We start from the raw sequence: 12,995 nt of genomic DNA, 5'->3' as shown, positions 1-12,995 counted from the left end.
AGGTGCAAGCACCTCTTCAACTCCGCTCGACTTGCATGTATTAGGCACGCCGCCAGCGTTCGTCCTGAGCCAGGATCAAACTCTCCATTTTGGTGTTTGAAATGCTCATTACTTTTTTATCGCTTTTTCGCTTATCCCGAAGGATTTGCGAGGCAGTTATTACTCGTTGTTCAGTTTTCAAAGAGCAATCTTTTCTTTCGTGTCAACCGTGTGTCTCATTGGCGACTTTTATAATATATCACACATGCCCAAGTTATTGCAAGTTATTTTTTTAATTCTTTTTTTGAAGCTTGTTTACTTACTCTTGGCGCGAGAAATAATATAGCATGTACTTGCCACTCGAGTCAACCCTTTAACCAAACCTTTTTATTACCTCTACACAATAACCCATTGAAGACCCGCGATCAAGGCAATTCCGGGAATCCCGAGTATAAGCACCGTACTGATCGTTGCCGGATTTAATGGTATATACATAGCAGGTACCAGCTCAGAATAATTCAGCAGATACAGCAGACCTGCAGCCAAAACTAAGTGAAGGCAAAAGCTGCGAAGCATTCCCCATGATAGTTTATTTTTCAGAATAACCGCAATCAATAATACCGTCGATGCAATAAATACAGCCATCCAAACTGTTTTCATTTTATAACTCCCCTCCAGCTTGGCCAATTATTACTTGTACGTTTCGCTAATCGAAGGAGCATATCGTACCTTTTCTCCGCTGTAACCATACAATGGATGGCATAATCAATTTGATCTGTGCCCATCGCGTAATTAAAGAAACGATTAGCATTCTCCCAATCCCGATGCGCCTCTGAAATTTCTAATCGAATTTCACTCATATAGTTCGTCTCTTGTTCCAATTCGGCAATTTGCTGCTTCTTCAACACGATTACAACCTCCCGCTTGTCCGATTTACATATAGCCCATTACTATATGTATAAACGAGGAGGACAAAATAGAACGCATCTCATTGCTTCCCTTCATCTGCAGAAGCAAGCGTAAACGGCTGTAGCCGTCCTTTAAAGGGAGAGCTCGTTTCGCAGTGATAGATAATTGAAAACTTATAAATTCTTATATGTCGAAAAAAGCGACAGGTCGAGTTAACTCGACCTGTCGCTTTTTCAAAAAAACATAAAACTAATTGATTTCTCTTCGACCTTCTAGCGCTTTCGAGAGAGTGACCTCATCTGCATATTCAAGATCGCCGCCAACCGGCAATCCATGCGCAATTCGGGTTACACGAATACCAAAAGGCTTGATCAGCCTAGATAGATACATCGCAGTTGCCTCACCCTCAATATTCGGGTTAGTTGCGAGTATAAGCTCCTGAATACGCTCATCACTAAGACGTCGCAGCAGCTCGGCGATTCGAATTTCATCTGGACCAATGCCCTCCATAGGTGAAATCGCACCTTGCAGTACATGATATTGCCCTTGAAAATCCTTCATTCGTTCAATGGCTACAAGATCCTTCGAATCTTGAACGACACAAATAACGGATTGATCACGAGATTTATCCTGACAAATTCTGCACGGATCCGTATCGGTAATATTGCAGCAAACCGAGCAATAGAACAAATTGCGCTTAACGCTTACTAGCGCCTTCGCAAAGTCAATGACGTCGTCTTCTTTCATTCGAAGCACGTGGAACGCTAGACGAGCGGCCGTTTTGGGCCCAATGCCCGGCAATCGCGTAAAAGCATCAATTAATTTCGCTATCGGTTCGGGGTAATACAAAACTCGGTACAGCTCCTTTCAAGCGGAAGCAATGCTGCTTCTTAGAACAATCCTGGTATCTTCATTCCACCAGTAAATTTACCCATATCTTTATTCGCAAGCTCATCAACTTTAGAGAGCGCATCATTAACAGCTGTAAGGACCAGATCCTGCAGCATTTCTACATCCTCTGGATCAACCGCTTCAGGTTTAATTGTAATGCTTAAAAGTTTTTTATGGCCATTCGCCTCAACGGTAACAACTCCGCCGCCTGCAGATCCTTCAACTGTTTTTGTTTCAAGCTCTTCCTGTGCCTTCATCATTTGATCCTGCATTTTCTTCACTTGCTTCATCATTTGGTTCATATTGTTCATTACAGTCACCTCATCATTAGAATTTAGTTTTTGTCCTTGATAACTACCAGATCCTCACCAAAAAGCTTAACAGCTTCTTCTACCCACTCAGGCCTGCTTGATGCCTGAGGGGCATTAGTTCTCTCGGGCTCGAGCTCCAGCGTTTCAATCTTCTGAGCGGCAGCACCCTGCGATGCCGCCTGCCAATCCTTCAGCATGACCGTAACAATCCGAAACGAACTGCCTAGGACAGTATTCATAACCTTCTCAATAATATCACGATTCGCTGGTTTTTCGGTGGTTTCTCGGTGCATCGTATTTTTGAACGCCACAAGGATGGCATCATCAGCAGATGCAACGGGCTCGCCGTCCTTCAACCATGCGTGTACAGTGATCTTGGCATCCTTCACGCCTTGAAGTACATCATTCCATTTCATACGGATCTGATTAAACTCAGGGCTGCCTGCCGTTGCTAAATAGGGATCAAGCTTAACCGACGATCTGACGATGCCGCCTGATCCGCCAAATGAGCTGCGAACCGCGCTTGTGCGCGCCGCTTGCTTGCCCGCAGCTTGATCTGATGAAGAAGCTCCCGAACTTATACCGTTCTGGAGCACTTGCTCTAGCTTTCGCTCTAGCGCTTCAACCTGCTGTCGCAAACGAGCAACGTCGGCTGACTGCGAACCGCTTGTGGCAGTACCGCTCATTTCAGCTTGTGGCGCGCCTGCGCCCTCGTCTAATGTACACAGCTTCATCAGCGCAACCTCAAATAAGGTTTGAGGCTGTGATGCATGCTTCAGCTCTACCTGGTAACGATTGAGCGTATCAATCATTGCAAACAAGCGAACCGGCGTGAAGGCATCAGCCATCGCTTTAAAACGTTCCGGATCAACAATCCGCTCCGTTGCTGCTCCTCCTTGAGGCGCAAGCTTCATTACAAGCAAGTCACGGAAATAATATATCAAATTTTCCATGCATTTGTCCGCGCTTTTTCCAGCTTGCATCAAGCTCTCTACGAGCGGCATAACCGCTGCAACATTTCGATCTTTAACAGCCTCTGCGAGCTGATAGAAATGATCCGCTGCCATACCGCCAGTTACATCCACTGCTGCCTCAAGGGTAATGCGACCATCAGCAAATGCAGATACTTGCTCCAGCAAGCTGATCGCATCGCGCATTCCGCCTTCTGATAGTCTGGCGATATAAGCTATCGCGTCCTCTTCAGCCTCTATGCCTTCTTCGCGGCAAATCTTTATCAAGTGCTCTGTCTGCTCATCGAGTGAAACCTGTCTGAAGTCGAAGCGTTGACAGCGCGAGATAATCGTAGCCGGCAGCTTATGCGGTTCAGTCGTGGCTAAGATAAAAATAACATGCCCTGGCGGCTCCTCCAATGTCTTGAGTAGAGCATTGAATGCCTCTGCCGTAAGCATATGTACTTCATCTATGATGTAAACCTTGAACTGCACTTCTGAAGGAGCATAACGCACTTTATCACGAATATCACGAATTTCATCAATACCGCGGTTAGATGCAGCATCAATCTCTATGACATCCATAACGTTGCCAGCAGTGATTCCTATGCAAGCATCACATTCATTACAAGGTTCATCCGCTGGGCCCCTTTCACAGTTAACCGCTTTCGCCAAAATCTTCGCAGCGCTGGTTTTTCCTGTTCCTCGTGGTCCATTAAAAAGATACGCATGCGATACACGCTGTTCACGTATTGAATTTTGCAGTGTTTGGATAATATGCTGTTGTCCAACCATGTCCCGAAACGTCTGCGGACGCCAGGCACGGTATAAAGCGATATGTGACACACAGACCTTTCCTTTCACGTTGCCTTTTCATTACAAAACATAATTGCTATCTCCTATTATACAACAACTATGTAGCAAGGTGAAACGGTTATCGACATCCTTTGGCGGCGTCAGCGCGTTTCATTCCGGAGAAATATAGAGAAAGTATGACGAAATGTTCTACTTTCCTATATTTTGAGAAGAAACGACTTCGTCGTCCTTGTCTAAGGACAAGAAGTTTATCTCTTCGCAACTCTAGTAAAACAAAATATTTATAAACAAAAAACACCTGCAATCGCTATTTCCGACAAAAACATCGAACAGCGCTCACAGGTGCTACTTTTGCTATTGGTATTTACATTTAGAAAATATTTAGTACCGTGCACCTACTCCTGATAAATGCGACCCAGACGACATCCTTGCACTACAGCTCGAGTCAGGCACTCCCCCGGCACATGAACTAATTTGCTTATGGCTGCTTCCTTCCGGACCTGACCGGGTTCACAAACGTCCATTGCGGAGGACCCAACTGTCAACACTGCTCGCAAGTGCCAAGACTCTACATCAGCATAACCTCAAGTAGGAATTCAACCTCGCTACAGCGGATTGCGAGTTACAGGGCACCGCTACCTCCCCATCTAGCACGGCAAAAATAAGTATAGCTGATTTAGGCACAAAGCGCAACTCGTACATCTAAATGGAGACTGGCAACTTATTCTATTTCTTCGCCTCTACATGAACGTTATAACGCGGCATATTATATTGCACAACGGATTGGGCTTCGGCAAGTAATTTCTCCGCTTGCTCGTCTGACAAAGATTTATTTACCTTTATATTTACATGCAGATCATTGCCATTAAAGTAAATTTGCGTATGCTCAATACCAGACAACGGCCTCAGCACCTGCTCAACAAAGTTGCCATCTGCATTATAATTCAAATATTGATACCGATTCGGCAAGTTTGGATTGCTGTTAGAGTACCCCATGTAGCCATCATGACCATAGGTTTTCAATCTGTTTTCTTGCTCACTTCTTCCACATCCAGAAAACGTTAGGACCAGCGCAGCTGCAAGTACCACCGTGAGTGCTAGACGCATGAAATTGAACGGTTTCTTATCCAATCAAAAAACCTCCCTTCTATCCAATAGGATGGCTGAGGGAGGCTCTTGTATTCTGCCAAATAAAAGCAAAATAATTTGTAAGATTAGATGCCGTATTTCTTCTTGAAACGATCGACGCGGCCGCCAGCATCCAGGAACTTTTGCTTACCCGTGTAGAATGGGTGGCATTGGGAACAAACCTCTACGCGAACAACCGGTTTAACTGAACCAGTCTCGAAGGAATTTCCACAAGCGCAAGTTGCTGTAATGACGTGGTATGTCGGATGAATAGCTTGTTTCATCTCGTTCACCTCTTTCTGCCCTGAATCGCATGCGGATTCAGAGTTAAATCACACATCTCGGATTATAGCACGAACTGATTTGCAGTTGCAATGAATAATCGCTCATATGTTAATATCCACCGGTTTTAACATCTGTTTGGCATTTAGCGAAGCAGCCCCGCTGGAGGAACATGAGTATAGGAGCCAATAACAACATCAGGCAGCTCCTGGCGAAATATTTCAAGCATCTGCTTCATTCCATAAATTTCACCCTGCGCTTTTGGAATGATAGCCAAATAGCTTTCAGGATCGATATTAAGGTTGCGCATTTGAATCAGCTTAAGACCTGTACGCTTTACGAAACCAATCATAGCTTCAATTTCTTCTTCACGATCGGTTACACCTGGAAAAATTAAATAGTTAATCGAAGTATATACCCCATTATCTGAAGCATATTTTAGGGATTTCTCTACATTTTTGAGCGTATAGCCTCGAGGCTTGTAATACGCATTATAATGATCATCAAGCGCGCTGATCGTACTTACACGCATAAGATTAAGACCAGCATCTACGATAGCACGCATGAAATCGGTCAAACCTGCGTTTGTATTGATATTGATATAGCCAAGCGAAGTTTGACTCCGGACACGATTCATCGCCTCGACGATAATTCGCGCCTGTGTTGAGGGCTCGCCCTCACAGCCTTGTCCAAAGCTAATGATGGATTCCGGCTCCTTCAAATGCTCCAGCATAATTTCGACAACCTCATCTACCGTCGGTTTAAAATTCATGCGCGTCTGAGGCGCAACAAAACCGCTATCATCAGGTTGCTCCGAAATACAGCCAAAGCAGCCCGCATTGCAGGAATAGGAAACAGGAACAGCACCCTCCCAGCGTCCTAAAAATGTGTTGGAAGAGGTCAAGCATTCATAGCCCAAAGCACAATTGGACAAATGCTTGTACAAACGATTTTCCGGGTATTTGGCAAGCAAACGATCTACTTGAATTCCCAGCTCATCACGGTCGCAATTTAGCGGGTCCCATTTCTCCGGATTATCGCTTTGCTCAGCGGTGACGTAAAAGTTGCCATCCTTCCATACGACAGCGGTATATCCAAACAAAGGGAGCTTCTCATTCTTGTCCGCCTTCACATAACCAGGCAGGCACAGACGAGTGAACCCTTGCGGCAGCAAAGCACCAACCGACTGAGCTCCGCCTGGTATCACCTGCATCTCACCTGTGTTAGGATTAAGCCCGATTGGCCTAGTGAAAGGCAGGCTTACCAACGTCGCTCCATTAGGAAGAGGAATAAGCTCATCCTCCATAATTTCGACGATCATATCACCGCTTCTTCCCAGAGCTATAAAGTCCGGGTGATCAAATACATTGCCTTGTTCATCCGCATATACGAGATTCATGTTGTTCTCCCTCCTGCGGTCTTACGATCCGTGCGTCGTTCTAGGTGTAGTAGGCCGCCTGCTGGTCGTTGTTGCACTGCTTTTCATACCGGACCGCTCCGGTTTTGCTTCTATTGTAGTATCCAATGACATAAGGAACTGTTCGTTATTTTCGGTTTCCTTAAGCTTCTTCAAGAAATTATCAACATAATCAGGCGTATCGGTCATACCTCTGCGTATAGCCCATACCTTATCAAGCTCATCCTTCGTAAGCAGCATCTCTTCACGTCTTGTACCTGATCTACGCATATCAAGCGCAGGGAAAATACGACGCTCGGAAAGCTTGCGATCGAGGTGAAGCTCCATATTGCCTGTACCTTTAAATTCTTCATAAATGATATCATCCATACGCGAGCCCGTTTCAATTAACGCAGTCGCCAGTATGGTCAGGCTTCCGCCCTCTTCCACATTCCGAGCCGATCCAAAAAAACGTTTTGGCCGATGGAAGGCAGCTGGATCAATACCACCGCTAAGTGTGCGGCCAGATGGAGGAATGACTAGGTTATAAGCTCTAGCTAGACGAGTAATACTATCCATAAGGATGACAACATCCTTCTTATGCTCAACAAGGCGAAGCGCCCGCTCAAGCACAAGCTCTGCTACTTTAATATGGTTCTCAGGAAGCTCATCGAAGGTTGAGGCAATAACCTCGCCTTTAACGGAGCGCTGCATATCAGTAACTTCCTCTGGACGCTCATCAATGAGCAGTACAAACAATTTAATATCGGGTCGGTTTTCAGAAATACTGTGGGCTATTTCTTTGAGTAGCAATGTCTTACCAGTCTTCGGAGGGGCAACAATAAGACCGCGCTGACCAAGTCCTACAGGAGCAAGCAAATCCATCATTCGAGTAGATAGCTTCGATGAAGTCGTCTCAAGCACCAGCTTCTTTTCTGGATAAAGAGGGGTAAGCGCAGGAAAGTGAAGTCGTTCCGATGCTGTTTCCGGATTTTCGCCATTGACGGCACTTACCTGCAGCAATCCAAAGTAACGTTCATTTTCTTTTGGCGGACGGCATTTCCCGGATACGAGATCACCGCTCCTAAGATCAAATCTACGAATTTGCGATGCGGAGATATAAATATCTTCCTTGCTCGGCAAATAGTTAATAGGCCGTAAAAATCCGAAGCCTTCTGACAAAATATCCAGCACGCCCTCCATGAACATAAGGCCGCTTTTCTCTGCTTGTGCACGTAGAATAGCAAAAATTAATTCTTTCTTCTTGAGAGTCCCGTAATACGGAACCTGAAATTGCTTCGCTAATTTATATAGATCCGTCAATTTCATCTCTTCTAGATCGGCAATCTGAAGGTCTGTCATGTCCTCACCACTTTATTCAGTTTTCATTATAAGTTCGTTTATCTATTAAAAAATAGATTGATTAATCATCATTGCCGATTTAAACGGCTTCTATTCCCCAGTATCTGTTTCACGCCATACTTCCGCGCCTAAGCGACATAGATTCTCTACTAAATTGTCGTAGCCCCGATCAATATACTCAACGCCAGAAATTTCAGTAACTCCTTCATCTACAGTCAGCGCAGCCACAACCAAGGCTGCTCCTGCGCGCAAGTCCGCCGCCTTTACTTTAGCAGCATTCAGCTTACCGCCCTCAATAACAGCCGAACGGCTTTCTAAGCGAATATTTGCACCCATTCGTGTAAGTTCAGGGACATGTTTAAATCTGGTTCCATAAACATAATCGGTCAAAATGCTAACTCCACTCGCCTGTGTGAGCAAGGTAGTCATCGGTGATTGCAGATCCGTAGGAAAGCCCGGATAGACGAGTGCTTTCACATCAATGGACGAATAAACAGGTCCACCAATAATACGTATGGACTCATCCATCTCAATAACCTGAACACCCATCTCCTCCAGCTTAGCAGTCATGGCTTCCAGATGTTTAGGAATAACATTATCAATGAGAACATCACCGCGCGTTGCGGCTGCTGCAATCATATACGTTCCGGCTTGAATTCGATCTGGAATAATGGAGTGGCGGCAGCCGTGAAGCTGATCGACCCCTTCAATACGGATCGTTTCAGTACCTGCGCCTTTGATTTTTGCACCCATGGCATTTAGGAGAGTGGCTACATCTATAATTTCAGGCTCTTTTGCCGCATTTTCAATAATCGTTTGCCCTTGGGCTCGCGAAGCTGCCAGCATAATATTAATTGTCGCGCCAACACTGGATACATCGAGATAAATTTTCGCACCACGCAGCTGCTTGGCCGAAATTCGAATAGAGCCGTGCTCATTAGTTACCGTAGCACCCAATGCTTCAAACCCTTTAATGTGTTGATCAATAGGTCTTGGCTCAAAATTACAGCCGCCAGGCAAACCGATCGTAGCTTCACCAAATCGACCAAGCATAGCTCCCATCAAATAATAGGAGGCACGCAATAATTTAACTTTACCGTTTGGCATTGGCTTAGAAATGAGCTTAGAAGGATCAATCCGCATCATGTCGCCGTCGCGTCTTACTGTAGCGCCAAGCTCCTCCAGAATTTCACTGTATACCGCTACATCACTTATAGCCGGCAAATTATCTAATATAACTTCTGATTCTGCCAAAATAGCAGCTGGCACAAGCGCAACCGCGCTGTTCTTAGCACCGCTGATTTGAACGGTTCCGCGAAGCGGTCGTCCACCGCGTATCATCAATTTCTCCATTTAATTGTAGTTCCTCCCGTAGACTTGGAAGAGAATAAAGGAAAAACCGCCAAAGCAAGCCAGTGTTAAGCCCACTTGCCGTTTTGAGGCGGTTGATTCCTTTGCTCCTAGTTATTACACTAACTAATACGATGATTATCTCTTGCTATTGTCGTTCAAGTCCGTAACGACATATCATTCTGAGACATTATAACATATTGCGCCTCAAAATAGTAAAGCATGTTTTGGCACTGCTAGAAAATGAAAAAACGACATCGTCTTCGAGCAAGCGACGATGCCGTTTATACGCTGTATTACGAGCCTATTGCAAAACGACTAGGAGAGCTACCGCCTCGCAGCTGCATATTTACTGCAATTCGCATCTCATCAATGTCGAATGGCTTGGTAAAATGCATTAACGCCCCAAGATCTGTCGCTTCCTTTATCATATCTAATTCACCATATGCGGTCATCATGATCACTTTAATATTACGATCGATAGCTTTCACATGCTTTAAAATTTCAAGACCATCCATACCAGGAATCTTCATATCCAACAGCAAAAGATCGGGAGCGTCATTCTTTACAATTTGTAAAGCCAGCTTACCATTAGATGCTTGGAACGTATCATAACCCTCACTGCTGAACACTTCCATGAGCAATACGCGAATACCGTTCTGATCATCAACGATCAATACTTTCTTCTTATCCAACTCCAAATCCCCCCGCGACTGAGCTTACCTCCAAAAATGGCCAACTCTTCCATAATCGTTAATATATTCGCTAAAGCGGGTATATAATCCTTCTCACAAAGAGAAAAACTTATTAGAAGTTGCTGCAGAATTTATCGTCGACAAAAATAGCGGGAAACTACTCCGAATAATTAAGCGCAGCTTGTACAAATCCGCGGAACAATGGCTGCGGACGATTCGGTCTGGATGTGAATTCCGGATGGAATTGAACAGATAAGAACCACGGATGCTCCGCAAGCTCCACCATTTCCACAAGACGGCCATCAGGAGATGTGCCTGAAATAGTTAGACCCGCTGCTTCAATTGCTTCACGATATTCATTATTGAACTCATAACGATGACGATGACGTTCGTATACCAGCTCATCTCCATATTCGCGTTCAGCAAGTGTACCTGGCTTAAGTTTGCATGGATACAGACCGAGACGCATTGTACCGCCCATATCCTCAATATCCTTCTGATCAGGAAGCAAATCAATAACAGGGTACGGAGTAGATGGATTAATTTCCGAACTGTTGGCATTAGCTAGTCCAAGTACATTCCGAGCATATTCAATAACAGCTACCTGCATGCCTAAGCAGATACCGAAGAATGGAATCTTATTTTCACGTGCATATTTAATAGCAGAAATTTTGCCCTCAATACCGCGATCACCGAAACCGCCTGGCACTAGAATGCCGTGTACGCCTCCAAGCTGCTCTTGGATGTTCTCATTCGTAAGCTCGTCTGCATGAATCCAACGAATCTTAACAACTGAATCCGACGCTATGCCTGCATGCTCAAGCGATTCTACGATACTAAGATAAGCATCGTGCAGCGCAACATATTTTCCGACGATTGCGATTTCAGTCGTCTTATGAAGAGACTTCACGCGCTTGACAAGCGCTTCCCACTCGCGCATATCCGGTTGTTCCGTTTGAAGCTTCAGATGGTTGACGACAATCTCATCAAGACCCTCCTCACGAAGCATCAATGGCACCTCATACAATGTCGAAGCATCGCGGCATTCTACTACTGCATTCGCATCGATATCGCAGAACAAGCCAATTTTGCGCTTCAAATCTTCGGCAAGCGGATGCTCTGTGCGGCATACAATCACGTTAGGCTGAATGCCGATGCTGCGAAGCTCTTTAACACTATGCTGAGTCGGCTTCGTTTTCACTTCGCCTGCAGCTTTAATATAAGGAATAAGCGTAACGTGAATATACATCACATTATCGCGACCAATATCACTTTTAATTTGACGAATAGCTTCAAGGAATGGCAAGCTCTCAATGTCGCCTACAGTACCGCCGATTTCAGTAATAACAACGTCGGATCCCGCTTCTTTGCCAGCGCGGAATACACGCTCTTTAATTTCATTCGTAATATGCGGAATAACCTGAACCGTACCGCCCAAATAGTCGCCCCGACGTTCTTTCGTAATAACGTTTGAGTATATTTTTCCGGATGTCACATTGTTGTTCTTCGACAAATTAATATCGATAAACCGTTCATAGTGACCGAGATCCAAATCTGTTTCTGCACCATCATCGGTGACGAATACTTCTCCGTGCTGATATGGACTCATCGTTCCTGGGTCCACGTTGATATAAGGATCAAACTTTTGGATCGTTACTTTGAGGCCCCTGTTCTTCAGCAATCGTCCGAGCGAGGCTGCTGTTATCCCTTTGCCCAAGGACGACACTACGCCGCCGGTTACAAATATATATTTGGTCACTTTGATGATACCCTCCAAGCTCTTATGGTTAATGTTTAGGTTTGCCCATTTACTCGATAAACATGGATGCAGGTACACTCTGCTTATCCATCCAGTTTGTGGGAATAAATCCTACAGACCCATCCCTCACAAACAAAAAAAGTGACACCCGTAGCAACGGGGCACTTTTACTTTTTTGGCATATATAAAAATATAAGTAGGTATAAACTAAAAGTAAGCTATACTCTGCCTATATTTCATCGCGAAACGAATCCGTGCTGTCAAATGACCATGTCCATCGTTTACGCTTGTATGCGTTATTTGTTAACCGAATCTTAAGCCCATGAGATAGTTTACTCTGCGTCCGTGGGACCTGTCAAGCGAAACTGACAGGTTAAGTCCAAGTCCGCTCGAAACGACTCGGTCATTGTGTGAGGTACGCTGTTACCCCCACAAAATGCAGGGCAGGAGAAGCTCATCGCTTTCCCTGCCCTGCAAGCTTCAATTATTTGTCGCTGCCGTCCTCTTCTTCGAAATCTTCATCGTCTTCTTCTGCTTCTTCGTCATCAGCATCCAGCTCGCCCACGACTTCTTCCCCGTCTATCTCTTCATCATCGATTCCTACTTCTTCATCGACTTCAGCTTCCTCTTCAGCTTCTTCGAAGTCCTCACGGTCCTCGTCGAATACGTCATAGTCCTCTTCCGCCTCTGTGTAAGTATCCTCTTCTTCGTCTGCGAACACATCTTCATCCTCGAGATCATCGTCGTCGTTAATGATACGTGTACGTTTCGCATTGCCTACAGGATCTTCCGAACGCTCAACTGGATACCAGCGCTTAAGTCCCCACATATTACTGCCGACACAAGCAAAACGGCCATCAATATTGATTTCCGTATATACCTGGGCAATAAATTGGTTGATTCCGTCTGCGGAAAGACCGCGTATTTTAGCGATCTCCATCATAAGATCGCGATAGTAGTAAGGGGTATTAGCCGCTTTCAGCACCTCAAAGGCCAAATCGACCATAGGCATTTCCTTCATACGCTCAGGATCCAGCTTTAACGTAAAATTGCTGCTGCTCATATGGACACATCCTCTCTTGCCAATCAAATTATGTACGTATTCATTCCTTCAAAATGCAAGGATTGTGTATGCTATCCTCTTATACACCGCTCACATTTCAATGT

Annotated in this window: 13 protein-coding genes, 1 rRNA gene and 1 other RNA gene (1 of these 15 cut by a window edge); all 15 read right to left on the bottom strand. The window is 45.0% G+C overall.

Annotated features, from left to right (window positions below; translation table 11 throughout):
- A 16S ribosomal RNA gene (locus MHI37_RS00885) occupies positions 1-91 on the bottom strand (it extends 1,464 nt beyond the left edge of the window).
- Between the two features lie 284 nt (positions 92-375).
- The gene (locus MHI37_RS00880) at positions 376-639 is read right to left on the bottom strand and encodes a pro-sigmaK processing inhibitor BofA family protein (RefSeq protein WP_076337884.1); all 264 of its coding nucleotides are present in this window, start codon (positions 637-639) and stop codon (positions 376-378) included.
- Complete coding sequence (locus MHI37_RS00875) at positions 636-887, bottom strand: DUF2508 family protein (protein ID WP_256710591.1); 252 nt, start codon at positions 885-887, stop codon at positions 636-638. Before MHI37_RS00875 ends, MHI37_RS00880 begins: the two co-directional genes overlap by 4 nt.
- 250 nt (positions 888-1,137) lie before the next feature.
- Positions 1,138-1,737: a recombination mediator RecR gene (gene recR / locus MHI37_RS00870; RefSeq protein ID WP_076337882.1), complete on the bottom strand. Its 600-nt coding sequence runs from the start codon at positions 1,735-1,737 to the stop codon at positions 1,138-1,140.
- Between the two features lie 41 nt (positions 1,738-1,778).
- Positions 1,779-2,090, bottom strand: a complete 312-nt coding sequence (locus tag MHI37_RS00865) for a YbaB/EbfC family nucleoid-associated protein (protein WP_076337881.1) — start codon at positions 2,088-2,090, stop codon at positions 1,779-1,781.
- A gap of 23 nt (positions 2,091-2,113) precedes the next feature.
- On the bottom strand, positions 2,114-3,886 hold the full coding sequence (gene dnaX, locus MHI37_RS00860) for a DNA polymerase III subunit gamma/tau (protein WP_076337880.1): 1,773 nt from the start codon (positions 3,884-3,886) through the stop codon (positions 2,114-2,116).
- A 357-nt stretch (positions 3,887-4,243) separates the two neighbouring features.
- Positions 4,244-4,512, bottom strand: an RNA gene (ffs, locus tag MHI37_RS00855) — signal recognition particle sRNA large type.
- Between the two features lie 70 nt (positions 4,513-4,582).
- Positions 4,583-4,987, bottom strand: a complete 405-nt coding sequence (locus MHI37_RS00850; protein ID WP_076337879.1) for a hypothetical protein — start codon at positions 4,985-4,987, stop codon at positions 4,583-4,585.
- A gap of 83 nt (positions 4,988-5,070) precedes the next feature.
- A complete protein-coding gene (gene rpmE, locus MHI37_RS00845; RefSeq protein WP_076337878.1) occupies positions 5,071-5,268 on the bottom strand; it encodes a 50S ribosomal protein L31 in 198 nt (65 codons plus the stop codon).
- Between the two features lie 143 nt (positions 5,269-5,411).
- Positions 5,412-6,665 (bottom strand): radical SAM protein, encoded by a 1,254-nt coding sequence (locus MHI37_RS00840; RefSeq protein WP_076337877.1) that lies wholly within the window; start codon positions 6,663-6,665, stop codon positions 5,412-5,414.
- Positions 6,666-6,686: 21 nt separating this feature from the next.
- Complete coding sequence (gene rho, locus MHI37_RS00835) at positions 6,687-8,024, bottom strand: transcription termination factor Rho (RefSeq protein WP_076337876.1); 1,338 nt, start codon at positions 8,022-8,024, stop codon at positions 6,687-6,689.
- Between the two features lie 90 nt (positions 8,025-8,114).
- Complete coding sequence (locus MHI37_RS00830) at positions 8,115-9,377, bottom strand: UDP-N-acetylglucosamine 1-carboxyvinyltransferase (protein WP_076337875.1); 1,263 nt, start codon at positions 9,375-9,377, stop codon at positions 8,115-8,117.
- A 293-nt stretch (positions 9,378-9,670) separates the two neighbouring features.
- Positions 9,671-10,069 (bottom strand): response regulator, encoded by a 399-nt coding sequence (locus MHI37_RS00825; RefSeq protein WP_076337874.1) that lies wholly within the window; start codon positions 10,067-10,069, stop codon positions 9,671-9,673.
- A gap of 157 nt (positions 10,070-10,226) precedes the next feature.
- Entirely contained in the window at positions 10,227-11,828 is a 1,602-nt protein-coding gene (locus tag MHI37_RS00820) for a CTP synthase (RefSeq protein ID WP_076337873.1), read from the bottom strand.
- 484 nt (positions 11,829-12,312) lie between these two features.
- The gene (rpoE, locus tag MHI37_RS00815) at positions 12,313-12,891 is read right to left on the bottom strand and encodes a DNA-directed RNA polymerase subunit delta (RefSeq protein WP_076337872.1); all 579 of its coding nucleotides are present in this window, start codon (positions 12,889-12,891) and stop codon (positions 12,313-12,315) included.
- Positions 12,892-12,995: the final 104 nt, after the last annotated feature.

Origin of the sequence: Paenibacillus sp. FSL H8-0548 (assembly GCF_038630985.1) — a bacterium.
Taxonomy (GTDB): Bacteria; Bacillota; Bacilli; order Paenibacillales; family Paenibacillaceae; genus Pristimantibacillus.
Note: the sequence above shows the minus strand (reverse complement) of the source record. Positions and strands in the feature narration are given on the sequence as shown.